This is a genomic window from Pseudonocardia ailaonensis (assembly GCF_039531635.1).
GTDB lineage: Bacteria > Actinomycetota > Actinomycetes > Mycobacteriales > Pseudonocardiaceae > Pseudonocardia > Pseudonocardia ailaonensis.
In genome coordinates this window covers 374,348-393,958 of sequence record NZ_BAAAQK010000018.1, presented here as the reverse complement: position 1 = coordinate 393,958, position 19,611 = coordinate 374,348, and the positions used below count along the sequence as shown (strand labels likewise).

18 protein-coding genes and 2 tRNA genes are annotated in these 19,611 nt (G+C 70.0%); 9 read left to right on the top strand and 11 right to left on the bottom strand.

Annotation, left to right across the window (positions count from 1 at the left end; translation table 11 throughout):
• Nucleotides 1–9 precede the first annotated feature (9 nt).
• The 7 genes from ABD324_RS24110 to ABD324_RS24080 all read right to left on the bottom strand — a co-directional run bounded on the left by ABD324_RS24110 (nucleotide 10) and on the right by ABD324_RS24080 (nucleotide 7,575).
• Entirely contained in the window at nucleotides 10–471 is a 462-nt protein-coding gene (locus ABD324_RS24110) for a cupin domain-containing protein (protein WP_344421299.1), read from the bottom strand.
• Nucleotides 468–1,910, bottom strand: a complete 1,443-nt coding sequence (locus tag ABD324_RS24105; protein WP_344421296.1) for an amidohydrolase family protein — start codon at nucleotides 1,908–1,910, stop codon at nucleotides 468–470. Before ABD324_RS24105 ends, ABD324_RS24110 begins: the two co-directional genes overlap by 4 nt.
• Before the next feature lie 22 nt (nucleotides 1,911–1,932).
• Entirely contained in the window at nucleotides 1,933–2,991 is a 1,059-nt protein-coding gene (locus ABD324_RS24100; protein ID WP_344421293.1) for an ABC transporter permease, read from the bottom strand.
• A complete protein-coding gene (locus tag ABD324_RS24095) occupies nucleotides 2,988–4,502 on the bottom strand; it encodes a sugar ABC transporter ATP-binding protein (RefSeq protein ID WP_344421290.1) in 1,515 nt (504 codons plus the stop codon). The genes ABD324_RS24100 and ABD324_RS24095 overlap by 4 nt, the downstream gene beginning before the upstream one ends.
• On the bottom strand, nucleotides 4,499–5,680 hold the full coding sequence (locus ABD324_RS24090; protein ID WP_344421287.1) for a sugar ABC transporter substrate-binding protein: 1,182 nt from the start codon (nucleotides 5,678–5,680) through the stop codon (nucleotides 4,499–4,501). The genes ABD324_RS24095 and ABD324_RS24090 overlap by 4 nt, the downstream gene beginning before the upstream one ends.
• Before the next feature lie 93 nt (nucleotides 5,681–5,773).
• Nucleotides 5,774–6,697 carry a VOC family protein gene (locus ABD324_RS24085; protein ID WP_344421284.1) on the bottom strand — a complete coding sequence of 308 codons (924 nt, stop codon included), beginning with the start codon at nucleotides 6,695–6,697 and terminating at the stop codon, nucleotides 5,774–5,776.
• A 32-nt stretch (nucleotides 6,698–6,729) separates the two neighbouring features.
• Entirely contained in the window at nucleotides 6,730–7,575 is an 846-nt protein-coding gene (locus tag ABD324_RS24080; protein WP_344421280.1) for a fumarylacetoacetate hydrolase family protein, read from the bottom strand.
• Nucleotides 7,576–7,735: 160 nt separating this feature from the next.
• Here ABD324_RS24080 and ABD324_RS24075 point away from each other — a divergent pair, with 160 nt between their 5' ends.
• The 3 genes from ABD324_RS24075 (at nucleotide 7,736) to ABD324_RS24065 (ending at nucleotide 10,167) form a co-directional block, all read left to right on the top strand.
• Nucleotides 7,736–8,461 (top strand): GntR family transcriptional regulator, encoded by a 726-nt coding sequence (locus tag ABD324_RS24075; RefSeq protein ID WP_344421276.1) that lies wholly within the window; start codon nucleotides 7,736–7,738, stop codon nucleotides 8,459–8,461.
• Between the two features lie 63 nt (nucleotides 8,462–8,524).
• Nucleotides 8,525–9,031 carry a DoxX family protein gene (locus ABD324_RS24070; protein ID WP_344421274.1) on the top strand — a complete coding sequence of 169 codons (507 nt, stop codon included), beginning with the start codon at nucleotides 8,525–8,527 and terminating at the stop codon, nucleotides 9,029–9,031.
• An 86-nt stretch (nucleotides 9,032–9,117) separates the two neighbouring features.
• Nucleotides 9,118–10,167 carry a ketopantoate reductase family protein gene (locus tag ABD324_RS24065; protein WP_344421271.1) on the top strand — a complete coding sequence of 350 codons (1,050 nt, stop codon included), beginning with the start codon at nucleotides 9,118–9,120 and terminating at the stop codon, nucleotides 10,165–10,167.
• Between the two features lie 327 nt (nucleotides 10,168–10,494).
• Here the strand turns inward: ABD324_RS24065 and ABD324_RS24060 are convergent, their stop codons facing one another.
• Both ABD324_RS24060 and ABD324_RS24055 read right to left on the bottom strand, forming a co-directional pair.
• Entirely contained in the window at nucleotides 10,495–11,025 is a 531-nt protein-coding gene (locus tag ABD324_RS24060; RefSeq protein WP_344421268.1) for a nucleotidyltransferase domain-containing protein, read from the bottom strand.
• A gap of 165 nt (nucleotides 11,026–11,190) precedes the next feature.
• Nucleotides 11,191–12,108: a helix-turn-helix domain-containing protein gene (locus ABD324_RS24055; RefSeq protein WP_344421265.1), complete on the bottom strand. Its 918-nt coding sequence runs from the start codon at nucleotides 12,106–12,108 to the stop codon at nucleotides 11,191–11,193.
• 39 nt (nucleotides 12,109–12,147) lie between these two features.
• Between ABD324_RS24055 and ABD324_RS24050 the strand changes: the two genes are divergently transcribed.
• The 6 genes from ABD324_RS24050 (at nucleotide 12,148) to ABD324_RS24025 (ending at nucleotide 18,316) form a co-directional block, all read left to right on the top strand.
• Nucleotides 12,148–12,447 (top strand): hypothetical protein, encoded by a 300-nt coding sequence (locus tag ABD324_RS24050; protein ID WP_344421262.1) that lies wholly within the window; start codon nucleotides 12,148–12,150, stop codon nucleotides 12,445–12,447.
• Between the two features lie 205 nt (nucleotides 12,448–12,652).
• Entirely contained in the window at nucleotides 12,653–14,080 is a 1,428-nt protein-coding gene (locus ABD324_RS24045; RefSeq protein WP_344421260.1) for a DUF4331 domain-containing protein, read from the top strand.
• 118 nt (nucleotides 14,081–14,198) lie between these two features.
• The gene (locus ABD324_RS24040; protein ID WP_344421257.1) at nucleotides 14,199–14,867 is read left to right on the top strand and encodes a hypothetical protein; all 669 of its coding nucleotides are present in this window, start codon (nucleotides 14,199–14,201) and stop codon (nucleotides 14,865–14,867) included.
• Nucleotides 14,868–14,993: 126 nt separating this feature from the next.
• Nucleotides 14,994–16,265: a tetratricopeptide repeat protein gene (locus ABD324_RS24035; protein WP_344421254.1), complete on the top strand. Its 1,272-nt coding sequence runs from the start codon at nucleotides 14,994–14,996 to the stop codon at nucleotides 16,263–16,265.
• Entirely contained in the window at nucleotides 16,262–17,890 is a 1,629-nt protein-coding gene (locus tag ABD324_RS24030; protein WP_344421252.1) for a High-affinity nickel-transporter, read from the top strand. The genes ABD324_RS24035 and ABD324_RS24030 overlap by 4 nt, the downstream gene beginning before the upstream one ends.
• Nucleotides 17,891–18,103: 213 nt before the next feature.
• On the top strand, nucleotides 18,104–18,316 hold the full coding sequence (locus ABD324_RS24025; RefSeq protein ID WP_344421249.1) for a hypothetical protein: 213 nt from the start codon (nucleotides 18,104–18,106) through the stop codon (nucleotides 18,314–18,316).
• Nucleotides 18,317–19,333: 1,017 nt separating this feature from the next.
• Here the strand turns inward: ABD324_RS24025 and ABD324_RS24020 are convergent.
• A tRNA-Lys gene (locus ABD324_RS24020) sits at nucleotides 19,334–19,406 on the bottom strand.
• 95 nt (nucleotides 19,407–19,501) lie between these two features.
• A tRNA-His gene (locus tag ABD324_RS24015) sits at nucleotides 19,502–19,574 on the bottom strand.
• Nucleotides 19,575–19,611: the final 37 nt, after the last annotated feature.

Sequence of the window (19,611 nt, the reverse complement as noted above, 5' to 3'; positions counted from 1 at the left end):
GGGACCTTCCTAGAGATGGACGCCGTAGCGTTCGGACAGCTCCTCGGCCCAGCCGGGCACGCCCGACACGCCGTAGCGCTGCTGGGTCTCGGTGCGGACGGCCACGTCGTCGGGGCTCAGGGCGGACAGGGCGAGGAAGTAGTCCTCGAAGTCGGAGGGCGAGCTGATCTCCAGGATGCGCACCGGGTCGTCCGTCGCGTTCCACACGGTGTGCGGGACGAGCCGCGGCTTCGCGATCGTCTCGCCAGGGGCCGCTGTCCACTCCCGATCGCCGATGCGGACTCCCAGCTCGCCGGACAGCACGACGTTGACCTGGTCGTGGTTGGTGTGCACGTGCGGCCACACCAGTGCGCCCGGGGAGACGACCTGCTCGACCACGCTGATCGTGCCGGTGGTGTCCGCGCCGAGGGCGCGGAAGATCGTCGGGAGACCACCGACGGCGATCTGTTGGTCCTGAAGGGGAGAGCTCATGCGCGGTCCTTGTACATCGGGATCTCGACGGGGGGCTGCGGCAGCACGCCGCCGTTGGCCTCCGCCTGCTCGTAGAGGTGGTCGTGGGTGCGGGCCATGGTGGCGAGGGCGGCGTCGACGTCCACGTGCACCAGCCGGCCGCCGCGCTTGACCACCTCGCCGGCCACGACGACGGTGTCGACGTTGCCGGAGTTCGACTGGCCGATGACCGCGCCGATAGGGTCCTTGCGGTACCAGCCGGCCTGGCTGATCCCGCGCATGTCCACCAGCACGATGTCGGCCTGCTTGCCGGGTGTCAGGGAACCGACGCGGTCGCCGAGCCCGGCGGCGTGCGCGCCGTTCACGGTCAGCCAGGACATCGCGTCCCGGGCGGTCCACGACATCGTCTGCGGGGCGAGCCAGCGCTGGTAGCCGGGCTCGTCGGACTTCCAGCGGCTGACCTGCAGCGTGGTCCGGGCGATGTCGATCATGTCGCCACCGATGCCGATCACGCAGTCGTTGGCGATGCTCGGGCCGTGGGTGAAGCGGGTGGCCTCGGCGATCTGCGGGAAGCCCATGCCCATCTGCATCTCCGTCTGGGTGCAGATCGAGACGGAGGCGCCCGCGTCGTGGAGCAGCTGCCATTCGTACTGGCTCATGAAGCTGCAGTGCACGAAGAGCATGTCCTCCCCGAGGATGTCGGCCTTGCCGAAGTGCGCGACGTCGGCGTACATCTGCCGCACGCAGTGCTGGTTGGCGTGCACCACGATCCGGGCGCCGAGGGCCCGGGAGTCGTGAACCTCCTTGGCGATCTCGTCCATCGGTGCGATCGGCAGCTCCTGCGGGCAGATGCCGAAGGTGAGCAGCTGGTCCGGGCTGGAGAAGTACTGGTCGCGGATCTCGGTGGCCAGCGCCAGCCGCTCCTTGTAGTGGCCGAGCTCGCCGGTGGGCATGCCGTCGGATGGGGTCTCGTCCCAGCCGTTGGTGGTGACCGGGGTCAGCGCGTGGCCGTAGAGCGCGCGGATGCCGGCGTCGCGCAGGCCGGTCACGGCGCCGTGGGCGTGGTCGCCGGTCACGATGTTGTGGCAGTAGTCCACGACCGTGGTGACGCCGCAGTTCAGCGCGTCGAGGGCACCGAGGTAGTTGCCCGCGTACATGTCCTCCGGGCGGTAGAGCTCGGAGAACTGCAGGCGGATGCCCCGGATGTAGTCGGGCACGAGCCAGTCGGCACCGACGCCGCGCAGCGGGGTCTGCCAGAGATGGCGGTGGGTGTCCACCATGCCGGGCATGGCGATCATGCCCCGGGCGTCGACCACCTCGGCGTCGATCCCGGTGTCCGCCAGGCCGGGTCCGACGGAGACGATCCGGCCGTCCTCGACGAGGATGTCGGCGTCGCGCAGCTCGCCGGCGGCGGGATCCATGGTGATCACGTCCGCGCCCGTGATGAGCAACTTGGTCATGAGAGGCTCCCTCGCCCGTCGGTCAGCTGCCGATGTCCAGGAAACCGGTCCGGCGGCGTTTGAGTTGCGCCGAGAACACGATCGCCAGGACGACGGCGCCGCCGTTGAACACATCGGTCACCCAGGGTTGCACGCCCAGCAGCGTCAGGCCGCTGATCGTGGTCCCCAGGAAGAACAGTCCCAGGATGGTGCCGGGCACGTTGTACGTCCCCGGGTGCCAGGTGGTCGCGCCCAGGAACACGGCGGCCAGCGCGGGCAGGATGAAGGGCAGGCCGCCGATCGTCGGGTCGCCGTTGCCCTGCGCGCCGACCTGCAGCACGCCGGCGAGTCCGGCCAGCAGGCCCGAGCCGACGAAGCTGAGCAGCACCAGGCGGCTGACCCGCAGCCCGGTCAGCCGGGAGGCCGCGGCGTTGGAGCCGACCGCCGCGAGGTGCCTGCCGAACGGGGTCTGGGTGAGCACGAACCACGTGACCACCGCGATGACGATCATGATGACGAACAGCACGGGCAGCCCGGCGACGAGCTGGGTGCTGATCCGGGCCAGCGCGGGCGAGAGCCCGGAGCTGATCGGCACGCCCTGGGTGTAGGCGGTGACGAGGCCGCCGATGACCGTCCCGACCCCGAGGGTCGCGATGATCGAGTTGACGCCGAGGTAGGCGACCACCGCGCCGTTGAGCGCCCCGATCAGGCCGCCGACGACGAGGGCGCCCAGGATCGCGAGCGGCAGGGGCAGCCCGAACCGGCTCATGAGCGAGGCGGTCACGATCGAGCACAGCCCCAGGTTCGCCCCGACCGAGACGTCGAACCGGCCGCCCACCAGCGGCAGCATCAGGGCCAGCGCCGCCACCGCCAGCACGGACTGGGAGATGGCGATGGCGCGGAAGTTCGCCCCGGTCGCGAAGGTGCCGGGGCGCAGCGCCACGAACAGCACGATCAGGGCGACGAACAGGATCAGCAGGCCGAACCGCTCGAGCAGGACGCCCGGGCCGGACGTGGTCCGGCGGCGCGGCGTGCGCGGAGCGGGCGGCGGGGTCGCCGCGGATGAGGCCGTCGGCCCCTCCGCGGTCCGTGAGGTGGTCACGGAGTGCCCTCCTTGGTGTAGACCAGCTCGGTCAGTCGGTGGCGGTGCAGGTCGTCGCCGCGCACCTCGGCGGTGATGCGGCCGTCGCGCAGCACGAGCACTCGGTCGCAGGCGTGGGCCAGCTCGTCGAAGTCCGAGCTGACGACGACCGCGGCCATGCCGTCGTTCACGGCCGCCCGGATCGCGGCGTAGACGTCGGCACGGGCGCCGACGTCCACGCCCTGGGTGGGCTCGTCGAGCAGCAGCAGCCGCGGCTGGCGGCGCAGCCAGCGGGCCAGGATCACCTTCTGCTGGTTGCCGCCGGACAGCGACGACATCAGCGCGTCCTGGCCGGCGGTGCGGACCGCGAAGTCCGTGATGGCCCGCTCGGCGTCCTGGCGCTCGCGGCGCCGGTCGAGCCGGCCGCCGACCCAGTACTTCACGACCTCGGCGGCGGAGAGGTTCTCCCGCACCGACAGGTCGAGGAACGCCGCCTCGGCCTCCCGGTGCTCCGGGACATGGGCGATGCCGAGCCTCATGGCCTCGCCGGGGGTGCGCGGGTGGACCGTGCTCCCCGCCAGCCGGATGGTGCCGGCCTCCACGGGATGGTCCCCGAAGATCATCCGCAGCAGCTCGGTGCGCCCGCTGCCGAGAAGGCCCGCGATGCCGACGATCTCGCCGGCGCTCACGCTCAGGTCGATCCCGCGCAGCGGGCCGCCGACCAGGCCGTCGACCTCCAGCACCGGCTCGCCGACCGTGTCGGGATCGGCCGCCGTCTCGGCGAAGACCCGCTCGACCGGGCGTCCCACGATGTGCGACACCATCTCCGCCTCGGTCATGCCCTCTGTCGAGCAGGTGATCACATGCTGCCCGTCGCGCAGCACCGTCATCGCGTCGGTCAGCGAGAGCACCTCGTCCATGCGGTGGCTGACGTAGAGGATCGTCTGCCCCGCCGCGGCATAGCGCCGCAGGGCGTCGAGCAGGACCGAGACCTCGTGCTCGGGCAGCGAGGCGGTCGGCTCGTCGAGGACGAGGACCGAGAGCCCCGCGCTGTCGTCCTGCAGGGCCCGCGCGATCGCGACCATCGTCTGGTCCGCCGGCCGCAGGTCGCCGAGGCGGTCCCGCGGGTGGGCGTCGATCTCGAAGCGCTCCAGCAGCTGCTCGGTGTGGCGGCGCAGCTCGGACCAGCGCACCCGGCCCGCGCTGGTCGGGAACCGGTCGCCGATGGCGATGTTCTCGGCCAGCGTGAGCTCGGGGAACGTGCTGGTGCTCTGGTGCACGAACCGCAGTCCGCTCTGCCGGGCCCGGGCCGGCGAGGTGGCGTCGGCCGCGACCGGCCGGTCGCCGACCTGCAGCTCGCCGGCGTCGGCGGTGTAGACCCCGGCCATGATCTTGATCAGGGTGGACTTGCCGGAACCGTTGCCGCCCAGCAGGCCGTGGATCTGTCCGGTCCGGACGTCGAAGGACACGTCGTCGAGCGCGCGGGTGGCGCCGAAGGTCTTGGTGACCCCCCGCACGGCCAGTGCGGTCACGAGGTCCCCCCGGACCAGACCTTCTCGCGGAGGGTCTTGAAGTCGACCGGGGTCGTGATCGGCTGCCCCTCGGCCGGCAGCCCGTGCTCCTTGTCGACGTAGACGAAGCCACCGCCCTGGTTCGGCTGGTCGGCCCCGGCGAAGATGCGGTTGAGCGTGTCGGCCGTGGCCCAGACGTCGTACTCGTAGGGGATCAGGCTGGTCGCGGTGACCACGCCGTCGCGGATCAGCTGGCTGCCCGACAGCTGCCCGTCGCCGCAGCAGACGACCATGTCGGTGCGCCCGGACTGGCGGACCGCGGAGGCGAAGGCACCGGACATGAACGAGTCGGAGTCGTAGGCGACGGCGGCTGCGTCCGGGTTGGCGGTGAGCGCGGTCTTGAAGATCTGCCCGGCCGGGTTCGGGAACCCGGTGATGTTCCAGACGACGTCGACGAGCTGGCACTTCGGGCAGGCGATCGCCATCTCCTTGGCGAACGCCTCCCACCCGGTCGCGTGGATAACCTGGTCGACGTTCTTCACGACCAGCACCTTCGGGTTCTCCACCCCGCGCTGGGCCAGCGTCGCGGCGAGGAAGTCGGCGTTGTACTTGCCACGCGCGGCGTAGTAGTCGCCGGTGTTGGTCGATCCCATCGTGTTCAGCGTCGCGGCGAACAGCTTCTCGCCGCCGCCGAAGCTCGGGTCGTCGCAGTCGAGCGCGGCGTAGTTGACCACCGGCACGTTCGCCGCCTTGGCGGCCATCAGCCCGCTCTTGATCTGCGGGCAGTCGAACGCGGCGGTCACGATGCCGTCGGCCCGCGCCGCGATGGCCTGGCCGATGGCGGTGTTGGCGCTCGCCGCCGAGTACTTGGTGTCGACGACCTGGACGTTCCAGCCCAGCTTCTGCGCGGCGTCGGTGAACGAGGCCGACATGGTGTGGCAGGCCTCGAAGTTCTCACCGCAGGAGATGAACCAGACGGTCTTGCCGCGGACCGCGGCGGGCCCGCTCGTCGGGGGCTGCTGGAAGACGCCGGCGAAGCCGTCGTCGAGAACCTTCTGCTGCTTCGGGGTGACGGTCCCGGTACCGCTCGCCCCGGAGGCGGTGGTCGTCGTGGTGCTGCAGGCGGCCAGCAGCACGGCACCGAACAGGACGAGTGTGGCGGCCAGCCAGGACGGCAGCCGTCGGGCCTTCGTGGGCATCGGGTCTCCTACGGATCATCGTTGAGTCCGCGGCTGTCCGGGGGCGGGCACCGGAGGTGCCGGGCCCGCCCGCAGGGCACGCGAGGAGTGGGGTCAGCGAGACTGGTGGGCGCCGGTCATGATCTCGGCGAGATCGTCCGGCGCGAGGAAGGACGGCGGCGGCGGCGGACCCCAGTTGAAGAGCCCGCGCGCGCCCTCGAGCGTCTCCGGCGACCAGAGCTGGTCGTCGAGGATGCTGTCCATGTCGGAGTAGTACTCGGAGAAGTTCCCGGCCGGGTCCTTCAGGTACCAGAAGAAGTTCGATCCCGCGTGGTGGCGACCGAGGCCCCAGACGTGGCGCTCCGGGTTGCCCTCCAGCATCGCGAACGCACCACGGCCGACCTCGTCGACGTCGTCGACCTGCCAGGAGCTGTGGTGCAGGAAGGCGACCGGCGCGTTGAGGACCAACAGGTTGTGGTGGTCTGTCGAGCACCGCAGGAAGGCGCCGTGCCCGCTGATCCGGTCGCTCACCCGGAACCCGACCAGGTCGGTGAAGAACCGGACGGTGGCCTCGTAGTCGGTGGACCCGAGTACCACGTGGCCGAGCTTGCGCGGGTGGACCGGGGTGTCCCGCAGGACCCCCGGGGCCCGGCCGGTGCCGCGGTCGATGCGGCCCGGCCCGTTGTACGGGGTCGCCGGGGTCGGGGGTTGCCGGATCGGATCGGCGATCCGGACCTCCACCCGTGTCCCCGTGACGGGTTCGACGGTTCGCGCGCCGGTCCCGTCCTCCTCGACCGGGACGCCCGCGCCCCGCAGCCGGTGGGTCACACCGGCGATGTCGTCCAGGTGTTCGGCGCCGATCGACACCTCGACCAGACGGCGGGTGGGTGCGGGCACGATCCGCAGCTGCCGGCCGCCGTCGGTGCTCGACAGCCAGCCGTCCGCCTCCGGGGTCAGGCCGAAGTCGGTGTAGTACGCGATCGTCGTGGCGACGTCGGGCACCCCGATGGTGATCGAGTTCAGTCGGTGGAGCGGCATCGACCCTCCCTCTCGTCCGGTGAGCCGGGCTCTCAGGCCGCGGGGGCGACCAGGCGGTGGCGCATCTCGCCGATCCCGCGGATGTAGGTCACGAGCTCGTCGCCGACCTCGAGCCAACGCTGCGGAGTGCGGCCGAGGCCGACTCCGGAGGGGGTGCCGGTGAAGATGACATCGCCGGGCAGCAGCGGGGTCACCGCGGAGAGCCGGGCGATCAGCTCGGGCACCGGGAAGACCATGTCCCGGGTGCGACCCTTCTGCATCTGCTCCCCATTGATCAGACATCCGAGCTCGAGGTCCTCCCGGTCGGGGAGCTCGTCGGGGGTGACCAGGACCGGGCCGATCGGGCCGAACCCGGGGTGGGACTTGCCCATGCTGAACTGGGGGGCGGGCCCGGACGCCTGCAGGATGCGCTCGGAGATGTCCTGACCGATCGTGACCCCCGCGACGTAGGACCAGGCCACCTCGGCGGTGACCCGGTGTGCGGGCCGGCCGATGACCGCCACGAGTTCGACCTCCCAGTCGACGTGGCCCGGCGGGCGCGTGATCTCGCCGAACGGGCCGGTCAGGGAGCTGACGAACTTGGTGAAGACCGGTGGGTGCTCAGGAACCGCGAAGTGCGACTCAGCAGCGTGCTCGGCGTAGTTCAGGCCGATGGCGAAGACCTGCCGCGGTGCCGGCACCGGGTTGCCGAACTCCTCCTCCGCGATCTCGCGCACCTCGCCGGTCGCGGCGGCGGCGAACTCGAGGACCTCGTCCCAGCGTCGGTACGCCTCCTGTGGGTCGGCGGGCAGCCGCCCGCCGCTGGCGATGTTCAGGTCGACGACTCGACCAGGGCTGACGACCTGGTGGAGCCGACCGGAGATGCTGGCGAATCGCACGCAACTGCTCCTCGGATTGAAGGTCGTGGCCCTTTGTCCGGGGCGGACGACCAGACCGGCTTCGGTGTCGGTGGCACATTTCTACGCGCCTGGCAGTCGAAGCGTCAAGACAGATTCGAAAGTTCTTGTCTCATTCGCATCAACGTGTAGGGTGCGAATCGTGGCCAAACAAGCAGGGTCCGGGACCCGGACCGACGAGGTGCATCGCCGGCTGCGTAGCGATATCCTCGGCGGCCGGCTGGTGCCCGGGTCGCGCCTGAAGTTCCCCGAGCTCTGCGAGCACTACGGGGTGAGTGTCGGTGCCGCCCGCGAGGCTTTGACCCGGCTCACGTCGGAGGGCCTGGTCAAGACGCAGGCCCACCAGGGGTACGTCGTCACCCCGCTCTCCCACAAGGATCTGGCGGACCTGACCAGTGCCCGGGTCGAGATCGAGTCCTTGGTCCTGCGCCTGTCGGTGCTGGAAGGTGACGTGGAATGGGAGTCCCGCGCCGTTGCCGCCCATCACGTCCTCGAACGTGCGGTCTTCATGAGCGACGACGATCCGGACCATCCGACGGACGAATGGAGCGCCGCGCACGCGAAGTTCCACCTCGCCCTCATCGACGGCTGCACGAACCGGCGACTGCTCGACGTCGCCCGTGCCCTGCGCGAGGAGGCGGAGCTCTACCGGCAGTGGTCGGTGTCGTTCGGGCAGGAGCCCGACCGCGATCTCGCCGGTGAACACCGCGCCCTCCTCGAGGCCTCGGTCGGCCGGCAGGCCGATCTCGCCGCGCAGCTGGTGCGCGACCACATCGCGCACACCGCGTCGTTGCTCATCAGCGTGGCCACCGACGAGCCGATCCGGCCGAACCCGCCGGCTCCGACACCCGACAGGCGAGCGGGCTGACCCGCTGCGGATCCCGGCTGCTGGTCCGGCGGCCACCTCCACCCCCGGAAGGACCCGAACCCGATGGATGTCGGTCTGCTGATCCTGCGACTGCTCGTCGGCGTGCTGCTGGCCGGCCACGCCTTCCAGAAGCTCACCGGTTCCTTCGGGGGTGGCGGGCTCACCGGTACCGGCACGATGTTCGACGCCTGGGGGCACCGGCCCGGGAAGGTGATGGCGGCTGTGGCAGGCCTGTCCGAGCTGACGGGGGCGGTGTCGATGGTGCTGGGCCTGCTTACCCCGATCGGCTCGGTCGTCGTCGTCGGAACGATGACCGTCGCTGCACTCGCATTGGCGGACAAGGGACTCTGGGCCGTCACGGGCGGCTGCGAGGTACCGCTGCTCTACGGGATCGTCGCCACGGTGCTCGGCTTCTCCGGCCCGGGCGCGCTGTCGCTGGACGCAGCGTTCGGGCTCGAGGGCTTCGCCGGCCCGGGATGGGGCGGCATCGCGCTGGCACTCGGGATCGTCGCCGCGCTGCCGGTCGCGGTCCGTGCGCACCGGCTGCGCCATCGCGCCCCGGTCTCCTGACCCCTCCGCAACCTCACCGACGAGACACAGGGAGCACCCATGCACACGTCCCGCACCGGCACCCGGACCGCGGCGGCGGTGGCCCGATGACCAGGATCGCGGTACTCGGCACCGGCGCCAATGGTGGTTCGGTCGGCGCCGACCTGGCCCGAGCGGGCCTCGACGTCACCTTCGTGGAGCAGTGGCCCGAGCACGTGCGCGCGATCCGAGAGCACGGGATCCGCATCGAGATGCCGGACGCCAGCGAGGTCACCCGGGTCCGGGCGATCGACCTGTGCGAGGTGGCCACGCTGCGCGAGAGCTTCGACGTCGTGCTGGTGATGGTGAAGGCCTACGACACCCGGTGGGCGTGCGAGCTGATCTCGTCCGTCCTGGCCCCCGGCGGGGTGGTGGTGGGAATCCAGAACGGCATGACCCTGGAGACGATCGCCGACGTGGTCGGTGCGGACCGTGCCCTGGGTGCAGTCATCGAGGTCGCCTCCACGATGTTCGATCCCGGTGTGGTGCAACGGGACACCCCGCGTTCGCAGTCGTGGTTCGCGGTCGGTGGCCTGACCCCCATGGCCCAGGAGCGGGCAGCGGAGGTGGCCGGGCTGCTGAGGCATTCCGGGACGGTCGAGGTCTCGGACGACATTCTGTCCTCGAAGTGGATGAAGCTCGTCGCCAACGCCACCGAGCTGGTCACCTCCGCCGTGCTGAACACGACCGTGCGTGCGGCGGCAGAGATCCCGGGCATGCGGGAGCTGATGATCGAGGCGGGGAACGAGGCTGTTCGGACGGGCATTGCGGCCGGCCGGACGATCCGTCCGGTCCTGGGGCTGGACGCCGCCGCCGTCGCGGACCCCGAGCAGATCGCGACCGTACTACTTGATGTGGTGCACGACACCTTCAGTATCGACGGCCAGAAGACCACGGTGCTGCAGGACTGGCTCAAGGGCCGCCGCAGCGAGGTACACCAGCTCAACGGGTACGTGGCGACCGAGGCGGAGCGCCTGGGCCTGTCCGCTCCGGTCAATCGCCGGATCCTCGATCTGGCGGTGCGCATCGAGGAGGGGTCGCTCGAGGCCGGCTCGCACGTCGCCACCCTGCTGCTCGAGACAGTCGCGTCATCGGTCTACGCCGGCCGAGACACGTGAGCCTCGGCCGCGTGCCGCCGGGCCGCCGGATCACCTCGTCCGGCCGGAACCGCTAGGCGCCCTCGACGCGCTTTCCCGACTCTCGGGCCTGTCGTGTTGAGGAGTCGCACGTGGAGTATCCGGCTCGTCGTTGTGGTCCCGACCCTGCCGTCGGGCTGCATCTCGACGATCGATGTGTGCCCTCGCGTCACTGATCTCCCGTCTCCCGCAACACCGCCGGCACTGGGGAGGGTGGGAAGCGCCCGCCGAACGAGACGATCATGCGGCCGTCGTCACGTGCGACGCCGGCGGGCTCGATCGTCCCACGGTCCCGTCGGACCTGTTGGCCTACGAGGTCGGCTTTGGCGCGGTCGGTACGGGCTGTTGCCACGCGGCGGTTGGGAATCGGGCTTTGGTCTCGTTGGAGACCTGGCCTGCTGCCTCACCAAGCACCGTGTTGTTCCACAGCAGCGCGTCGCGCCGTTCGCGCCTCTCGTCGAGCTCGTCGAGGGTGATGTCGGCGGCGAGCTGCGGGATCTGTTCGGCGGCGGCGATCATCTCGCCGAGCAGCAGTAGGTCACGCTGCAAGAGCGGGCGGGTTTCGGCGAGGACGTGGTCGCGGAGCTTCACGTGGAGGGCTCGTCGGGAGACGAGGTCGACGGGTCGGCCGAAGAGTTCGCTGAGTTCATCGGCGAGGTCGTTGATCTCCCAGCCGAGTGTCCGGCCGGGCTGGAGCGTGTAGAGGATGTCGATGTCGCTCGTGGGCCCGGTGGTGTCGCTGGCAGCGGAGCCGAACAGCTCGAGGTGCTCGACGCCGTGGGCGTGACAGATCGCGGCGAGGCGTTCCAGGGCGACGACCCGGCCGGCGGCGATCAGCATTGCTGGTGCGTCCGCCCCGGAGTGGGCTGAACGCGCCTTCGGCGGGGCTCGGACCGATGCCTCGGGCTGTAGGGCGTGCCCACCACCTCGAGCGGACAGCCTCCTGCGCCGCGCCAGCTGGATCAACCGGACTCGGTTACGTCCCCAACGTTCCTGGCCGCGGCACTACCTAGGCGGGTTCGGCTCCAGCCGCCGCTCCAGCTCAGACCAGGAGAACGCCGCATCCGGATCGCACCCGTGGAGCGCGGCGCACAGGTGCGCGACCGAGGTGGTTCCGCGCGGATGAGCACCGGCCATCAGGGACGTCACGCGAACCAGCCGGGCCCACGGGCGGCCCGGACCGGCCACATGGATCGTTTGGCCGCGCCTCCGGTCCAGGCGCCGCCACCACGGGGATGCGCCTGCGACGATGATCACCCGTGGGTGTCGCGCGCCACCGGGGGGGAGCGACCTCAGGAAGGCGATGGCGCCGTCCTCGAAATCGGGGAAGCACGAGGGGTCGCCGTGGTCGGGGAGTTCCCCCACGTCCTGGCGGCGTGCCACAGGTATGCGATCACCGGGCACGGGCCGCCCACGTTCGAGCACGATCGCGCCGGACCCGGCGACGACGTGTAGTCCGAGCACCCGCGTCACGTCGGTGTCAAGGGCCGGGTCGGTATCCAGGCGCCAACCTCCGTGTGTCGTCGGCCTGATCCCCCACTCCCGCCAGGCACTCGCGACAGAGGCGTTGCTGATCCCGAGCTCCGCCCCGAGGAGCCGCGATGACCAGCGCTGGAAGCCCACTGGTGGCGGGTCCAACGTCCGCAGCAGGATGTCGGTCGGGTTCACCGAGGTCGGGCGGCCCGAGCGCGTTGCGTCCAGGAGACCCGTGACGCCGAGGGTTCGGTACCTCTCCCGCCAGCTCATGACCGTCTGCCGAGTGCAGCTCAGCTCCCGGGCGACCGCTGTGGGCCCCAGCCCGTCGGCTGACAGCAGGACAATCCGTGCGCGCTGGGCCAGCCGGCGATCGGTTCGCGATCCGGCCCAGCTTCGCAGCTGAACAATGTCCATTTTGTCCACCTGAATCGGCGGAGTGGTGCGCATCGATGTTGCTCCAGCGGCTGAGGTGCTGCAGGCATTTCCGTGGATATTCGATTCCTGGGCCGCAGGCGGTCTTCGTCGCATCAGGTGAATACCGGCGGGCCGCGCTCGGCCGTTCAGCCGATGGGCGGCAGGGCGGCGCACACGTGCGCGCTCGTGTTCACGTACCGTGATGGTCGGGTCCTGGAGCAGGTGAGGGCCGGGCCAGGTCGCGCCGGGGCGATCGTGAAAAAAGTTCGTATCGTTCTGCCCGCGATGTCTATGAACTTGCTGCACAGATTTCAACCGCCGGACAACGGCGTGCTGCCGGTCGCCGCACCGGCGTTTTTCGGCAGCAACTGATCCCTTTGAGTGCCGTCATGACGAGCGTGACCTGAATGCATTCGAGGGCACCGCCGTGCAGGGCGGGCTCAGCGGTGGAATCGCTCGGGTCTCTCGCCGCTTTATCCGGTCTCACCTGAATGTCTGTTTCAGGTGTCTCGAGAGGAACCGCATGTCCGCTCCCCCTGTTCCCGGTCGGCGCCTACGCCGCCGGGCGACGGTCTCGATGGCCACCGTCGGTGTGGTGGTCGCCGCCGCCGCGCTCGCCGGGCTCGCGCCCGGTGTGGCATCGGCGTCCTCGCACCGCGAGGCACCCCTGATCGCGGCCGACCCGCCGGTCGACAACACCGACGTGTACGCCTTCACCAGCCCCGACAAGCCCGACACCGTGACGCTGTCGGCGAACTGGTACCCGTTCCAGGAGCCGAACGGTGGCCCGAACTTCTACCCCTGGGCCACCAACGCGCACTACGACATCAACGTCGACAGTGACGGCAACGGCAAGCCGGACATGACGTTCCGCTGGCAGTTCAAGACCCAGGACCTGCGGGGGAACACGACGTTCCTCTACAACAACGGGCCGGTCACGAGCCTGGACGACCCGAACCTGCTGTTCCGCCAGACCTACGATCTGACCGAGATCCGCAACGGTCACGACGTGAAGACCCTGCTCAAGGACGCCCCGGTCGCGCCGTCGGACACCGGCCCCGCCGGCATGCCCGACTACGCGAGCCTCCGCAACCAGGCAATCTCCACACTGCCGGGCAACAGCGGCAAGGTGTTCGCCGGCCAGGCCGCGGACTCGTTCTTCCTCGACCTGCGCGTGTTCGACCTGCTCTACGGCGGCAACCTGTCCGAGGCCGGGCAGAACACGCTCAAGGGCTACAACGTCAACACCCTGTCGATCCAGGTCCCCAAGGACTACCTGGCGCTCAACGGCAACGCCGCCAAGAACCCCGTCATCGGGGTCTGGAGCGACACCGAGAAGCAGTCGACGATCCTGACCCCGGGTAAGGCGGTCTCCGCCGGCCCCTTCGTCCAGGTCTCGCGCCTGGGCAACCCGCTGGTCAACGAGGTCGTGTCCGCTTCGGGCATGAAGGACGCCTTCAACGGGTCCACCCCGTCGCAGGACGCCACCAACACGGCGTTCATCGGCCGCGTTCTCAAGCCGGAGGTGCCGCAGCTGATCCAGGCCATCTACGGCATCCCGGCCCCGAAGACCCCGCGCAACGACCTGGTCGAGATCTTCGCGACGGGCATCGCGACGAACGCCCCCACCCTGGACGGCAGCAAGGCGCCGATCCAGGCGGACCTCAACTCGCAGGTCCTGAACAAGGACGTCGACCCGAGGAGGTTCGCCCCGGCGGAGGAACTGCGCCTGAACATGGGCGTCCCGGTGGCCGACAAGCCCAACCGGCTCGGCGTCCTCGGAGGTGACCTGCAGGGCTTCCCGAACGGTCGCCGCCTGACCGACGACGTGGTCGACATCGAGATCCAGGCTCTGGAGGGCGCGGTCCAGACCCTGCCGCCGAGGATCATCGCCCCGCTCGCCGCGGGCGACGGGGTGGACGTGAACCCGAAGGGCTTCGGGGACCACTTCCCCTACGTCGGCCTGCCCTACAACGCGAGCGTGAACACCGCCGGCAGCAAGTAGGCGACGTCTACCGGAGTTCGTGCTCGGTCCGGCCCCGTCCCCACCCCGGGGGCGCGGGCCGGACCGAGCAGGACGACATGACCTGACGCCAGCCGGGTCGAGGAGAGGCACAACCGCAATGCGAACCCGACCAACCATGGCCGCCACGGCGTTGATCCTCCTGGTGTCCGCCGGTTGTGCTGGTGGCGGCTCGGAGTCGGGCCGCCCGGCCGCACAGATCCTCACCGACACCCAGGCCGCGGCGCAGGCCGCCGACTCGGTCACCATCGCCGGCACCGTCGCTCGCCCCACCGCCGCCGGCACGGGCGCGGCGACCGCCACCATCGAGTTGGTTCTGACGTCGTCGGGCGACGGACGGGAACGGATCACGGGGGCCGGTCAGGACATCGACCTGGTCAAGGTCGGCTCGACACTGTACGTGAAGGGTCTCTCCGCGGCCGGTGCCACAGCCGGCTACCAACAGCTCTCGACCACCGACCCCCGGGCCGCTCCACTCGTCGCGCAGTTGGACAAGAAGGCCGTGTTCGATCAGCTGATCAAGGGCGGGGACACCGTCGCGGTCACCGGAACGGCCACCGTCGCCGGACAGGCGGCGGTGAAGGTCACCCCTGGCAACGGGGCCGGGGTCCTCTACGTCGCCGACGACGCCACCCACCCCTATCCCCTCAAGGTCGAGACCAGCTCGAGCGGCGCCGAACCCACCACAACCGGACCGGGACCCACAGGAGCGTTGATGTTCACCGGCTGGGATGCCCACACCACGATCAGCCCTCCCACCGGGGGCTGAGCCGTGACTCGCACACACCACGACCACTCGGCGCCGGTCGAGACCCCGACGGTCGCTGACGTGGCACCCGCGCACTCCGGTGGCGCACGGCCGAGGCGGTGGCGTTGGTGGTCGGCTGCCGTGGCGATGGCCGCGGTCCTCGCATTGGTCGTCGTCGTGGCCGTGAACCGGGAAGACACCGCACCGGTCTCCGGCGCCGCCGCCGACCCTCCGCCGACCGCGGACCCGTTGGGTGCCGACATCGCCGGCATCCAGGCGCAGCTGAAGATCACCCCGAACAACGCCGACGGCTGGGCGACACTGGGCCTGGACTATGTCCAGGAGGCCAAGAACACCGTCAATCCGATGTACTACCCGAAGGCCGAGGGTGCGCTGGCCCGCTCGCTGCAGATCATGCCCACGGGCAACGCCGCCGCCCTCGCCGGCCAAGCTGCCCTGCGCGCGGCGCAGCACCGCTTCGCCGACTCGCTGACCCTCGCGCAGCAGGCCCAAGCTCTCGACCCGCAGAACTCCATGATCTACGGGACGCTGGCCGACGCCTACACCCAGCTCGGCCGCTATGACGACGCCCGCGGCGCCGTGCAGCAGATGCTGAACCTGCATCCAGGCACTCCCGCCTACACCCGCGCCGAGTACGTCTACGAGCTCGCCGGGCAACCTGACCAGGCCCGTGTCCTCATGAACCAGGCCCTCGACGAGGCGACCGCACCGGCGGACATCGCGTTCTGCCGCTACTACCTCGCCGAGCTCGCCTTCACCGGCGGCGACCCCGCCGAGGCCCTGCGTCAGGTCCAGCTCGGCACCCAGGCCGACCCCCGCTACCCCGACCTCCTCGAGGGCCAGGCCAAGGCCGAGGCCGCTCTGGGCCAGGAAGCGGCCGCCGTCGCCGACTATGCCCAGCTCCTGGCGAGCACGCCGCAACCGCAGTTCGTGATCGAGGCCGGTGAGTACCTGGAGTCGATCGGGCACATGACCGAGGCGCAGCAGGCCTACGCGCTCTTCGACGCCGAGAACTCACTGTTCACCAGCAACGGGGTGCAGCTCGACACCGACCCGACGCTGTTCTACGCCGATCACGGCGACCCGGCGAAGGCCCTGTCGTTCGGCGAGGCCGGCCTCAGGATCCGCCCGTTTGTGGAGATGGATGACGCCTACGGCTGGGCGCTGCACGCGAACGGTCGCGATGCCGAGGCGCTGACGTGGGCGAACAAGGCCGCCGCCACCGGGATGCGCAACGCCCTCTTCGCCTTCCACAAGGGAATGATCGAGAACTCGCTCGGGCAGAAGGACGCGGCCCGCACCGACCTCTCCGCGGCGCTGGCGATCAACCCGCACTTCGATCCTCTACAGGTGCCCGTGGCCCGGGCCACGCTCACCCAGCTCGGCGGTCCTCGATGACCACCGTCCTACGCCGGCTGCTGGCGACGACCATGATCGTGGGGGCGATAGGCGTCGCCTCGACCGTGGTGGGGGCGCCCACAGCGAGTGCTCATCCGCTGGGTAACGCCACTGTCAACCACTACGACGGACTGCAGCTCTTCGCCGACCACATCGTCGACAACGCGGTCGTCGACGCCGCGGAGATCCCGACCCTGCAGCGCCTGCCGTTGATCGACACCGACCGGGACGGCACCGTCTCCGCCGCTGAGGCGACAGCCTACGCCGGCGCGCGGTGCCCCGCGCTCGCCGCAGCCGTCGTTATCTCCGTCGGGACCGTCAGGGTGCCGCTGACCCTCACCAGCGGCAGCTACGTCCAGCTGCCCGGTGCCGCGGGGTTGCCGGTCGGACGGCTCGAGTGCCACCTGACCGCACCCGCAGACCTGTCCCGTCCGACCCGCGTCAGCGTCGACGACCAGTTCGACTCGGCCGGGATCGGGGGCTGGCACGAGATCACCGCCACCGGCGACGGTGTGACACTGCAGCAGTCGCCGGTGCCGGCGTCGAGCATCAGCGCTGAACTGCGTCAGTACCCCAACGACCTGCTGTCCTCCCCGCTCGACGTCCGTGCCGCGGCCATCACCACCACCCCGGGCGTCGGGACCTCGACCTATGCCGTCCTCGGCGGCGTCCCCGGTGCCGATGTCTTCGTCTCCGCCCTCAACGACCTGTCGGCGGCGTTCAACAACCTGGTCGGGACGAAGCAGATGAGCGTCGGTATCGCGCTTCTCGCGGTGCTCCTGTCCGTCCTGCTCGGTGCAGGGCACGCGTTCCTCCCCGGCCACGGTAAGACGATCATGGCCGCCTATCTCGTCGGGAAGCGCGGCCGACTGCGTGACGTGGTGACGGTTGGGGCGACCGTGACCGTTACCCACACGGTCGGCGTGCTCGTGCTCGGAGTGGTGCTCTCCGCGTCCGCGGCGCTCGCACCCACCGCCGTGGAACAGGTGCTGGCGATCGTCTCAGGGCTCCTCGTCGCCGGGGTCGGGGTCGGGCTGCTCCGCTCGGCCATCCGCCGTCGGCACCAGAGCGAGTGGCTCGTCGACCTGGTCGGCGAACCTGTCGTCGCACCGGGAGCAGCGTCGACGAGACCCGGTGGCGTCGTTGCGGTCGTGGAAGCCGCTCCGCGGCAGGCCACTGGGCACGGAGACGGGCACGGACATGGACATGGACATGGACACGGACATGGACACGGACACGGACATGGACATGGACATGGACATGGACATGGACATGGACACGGTTTCGGCCGTGGCGGCCTGATCGGGTTGGGTGTGGCCGGCGGTCTCGTGCCCAGCCCGTCGGCGCTGCTGGTGCTGCTCGCCGCGATCGCCCTGGGCCGCACGCTTCTGGGCATCGTGCTCGTCCTCGGATACGGCTTGGGTATGGCCCTGGCGCTGACCCTCGCCGGGCTGCTGCTCGTCCGACTCCAGGACCGCATCACCGCCGTGCTCTCCCGTGGCCGCACAGCACGAATCGCCCACCGGTTCACCACGGCGCTGACCTACCTACCCGTCCTCACCGCGGTCCTCGTCATCATCGTCGGCGCCGGCCTTGTGCTGCGCGCCCTGTCCGGATCGGTCTGACCCATGACGCACTCGATCACCACTCCGCCTGCCGGCGCGCCCAGTCATCACCGCCGCGTCGTCTTGATCGTCCTGGCCCTCGCGGTGGTCGGGGCGATCGTCGCCACAGCGGCCATCCTGACACGTGGCTTCGGAGCGGCGTCAGATCCGGCCGCGGCACCGGTAGTGCTCGTCACACAGGCCGACTTCCAACCGGGAGCCACCCCGCCCTGCTTGATGCACCAGACCGACCAGCCCAACAGCGCCTACGAGGGCGGACCGGACTCCCGGCCGCCACAACAGCTGACCTTCCTCGCCTATTACACCGCCGTCGGGAAGCTGCCCTTCTGCGGTGGCGGGCCCGCCACCGACACCGACAGGACGTGGGCAAAGCTCTACGTCGAGCTCACCACTGCCGCCGACAACGTCAGCACGGTCCTCGGCTAGGTGTCCCGCCGGCGGAGGGGTCGCCTCCGTAGCCCCCGCTGCCAGGGCGGTGAGCAGGATGCCGACGGGGCGAGCTTCCCGGTCTAGTCCTCGAACAGGTGGCGGCCCATCGTCTCTTTCGCCATCTCGTCCCCCTTCACACGCGGACGATTCCGCGCCGTGAACTACTGCGCAAGACCGTTGCACGATCAAGGTGATCGCGCGAGGTCGTTCAGGTTTGCGAGGCAATCCAGCTGCGGGGGAGAGCCGGGGGGTGAACGACGCCTCGGCGACCTCCTCCCACTGGGGATCGACGGCAGATGAGGCGTCGTGGCTCTCGACGGTCAGCCGCACCCATCCGGTGGGCGGGCCCGTGAGGAACCAGAGACGAGCGGGGCATCCCAGCGCCACACAGTCCGTTGACCTGATCGGCGAAGGAGCGGCCGAGGTCATGGTCCACGTACCAGGCGGCGGGATTCTCGATAGTCGTCTAACCGGAGCTGACGAAGATGTCGCCCTCGAACATCGTCGGCATCGGCCGAACGTATTCGGCAGCTGGACGGCTGGGACGCGGGGGCTTCGAGCCGGGCGAGACACCGGCCGCAGCCGCGAGCCGGGAGGGTGCTGGAGGAGACCGGCGTCAACGCCGAGCCGGCGGTCGGGATCTCGCCTGCCGTCTGCTGATGTGCGGTGAGAGCGGCCTGACGGCTGTGTCCCGCCTCAGCTGCGGCTCCCTGGCGTAGACCAACCAGGGTTGAGCCAAGAGAGAAGAGGCTCGGCGCTCCTTGATCTTGGCGAACCAAAGATCGGCGGCCTCGCTGAAGCGGGAATGCGGGCCCAGCGGCATCGCCTGCGCGCCGCCTCGGCGGTCGCGGAGCTCGTCCTGGAGTGCCTTCGAAGCGCCCGTCTTGGTGGGACCTCGGCGACGGATCTTGCGAGTCTTCCCGTCGAGATCGCGGTAGCGGAGTTTCCGGTCAGTTTGATCACCGAAAACGCTAGCAGGTCAGACCGACAACCGGTCTGGCCTGCTAGTTTGCGTACACCGCCACGGACTTGAACCGTGAACCCGCTGATTAAGAGTCAGCTGCTCTGCCAATTGAGCTAGCGGTGCATGTGTGAAATTTTGGCGGTGTCCCTTGCGCGGCACCGAGATCCAGTGTAGCACCGGCCCGTCGAGCGCCTTGCGAGGGGGGTCCGCGAACCCCGGGTGAGTGACGGGACTTGAACCCGCGGCCCCCTGGACCACAACCAGGTGCTCTACCAGCTGAGCTACACCCACCATCGTCCGCCGGGGCGACCCGGCGACGTGTGAAGAC

What these genes read in the sequence shown, in the direction of transcription:
- ABD324_RS24110 (WP_344421299.1), bottom strand. Translation starts at nt 471, where the DNA reads ATGAGCTCTCCCCTTCAGGACCAACAGATCGCCGTCGGTGGTCTCCCG.
- ABD324_RS24105 (WP_344421296.1), bottom strand. Translation starts at nt 1,910, where the DNA reads ATGACCAAGTTGCTCATCACGGGCGCGGACGTGATCACCATGGATCCC.
- ABD324_RS24090 (WP_344421287.1), bottom strand. Translation starts at nt 5,680, where the DNA reads ATGCCCACGAAGGCCCGACGGCTGCCGTCCTGGCTGGCCGCCACACTC.
- ABD324_RS24085 (WP_344421284.1), bottom strand. Translation starts at nt 6,697, where the DNA reads ATGCCGCTCCACCGACTGAACTCGATCACCATCGGGGTGCCCGACGTC.
- ABD324_RS24070 (WP_344421274.1), top strand. Translation starts at nt 8,525, where the DNA reads ATGGATGTCGGTCTGCTGATCCTGCGACTGCTCGTCGGCGTGCTGCTG.
- ABD324_RS24065 (WP_344421271.1), top strand. Translation starts at nt 9,118, where the DNA reads ATGACCAGGATCGCGGTACTCGGCACCGGCGCCAATGGTGGTTCGGTC.
- ABD324_RS24060 (WP_344421268.1), bottom strand. Translation starts at nt 11,025, where the DNA reads ATGCTGATCGCCGCCGGCCGGGTCGTCGCCCTGGAACGCCTCGCCGCG.
- ABD324_RS24055 (WP_344421265.1), bottom strand. Translation starts at nt 12,108, where the DNA reads ATGCGCACCACTCCGCCGATTCAGGTGGACAAAATGGACATTGTTCAG.
- ABD324_RS24045 (WP_344421260.1), top strand. Translation starts at nt 12,653, where the DNA reads ATGGCCACCGTCGGTGTGGTGGTCGCCGCCGCCGCGCTCGCCGGGCTC.
- ABD324_RS24040 (WP_344421257.1), top strand. Translation starts at nt 14,199, where the DNA reads ATGCGAACCCGACCAACCATGGCCGCCACGGCGTTGATCCTCCTGGTG.
- ABD324_RS24035 (WP_344421254.1), top strand. Translation starts at nt 14,994, where the DNA reads ATGGCCGCGGTCCTCGCATTGGTCGTCGTCGTGGCCGTGAACCGGGAA.
- ABD324_RS24030 (WP_344421252.1), top strand. Translation starts at nt 16,262, where the DNA reads ATGACCACCGTCCTACGCCGGCTGCTGGCGACGACCATGATCGTGGGG.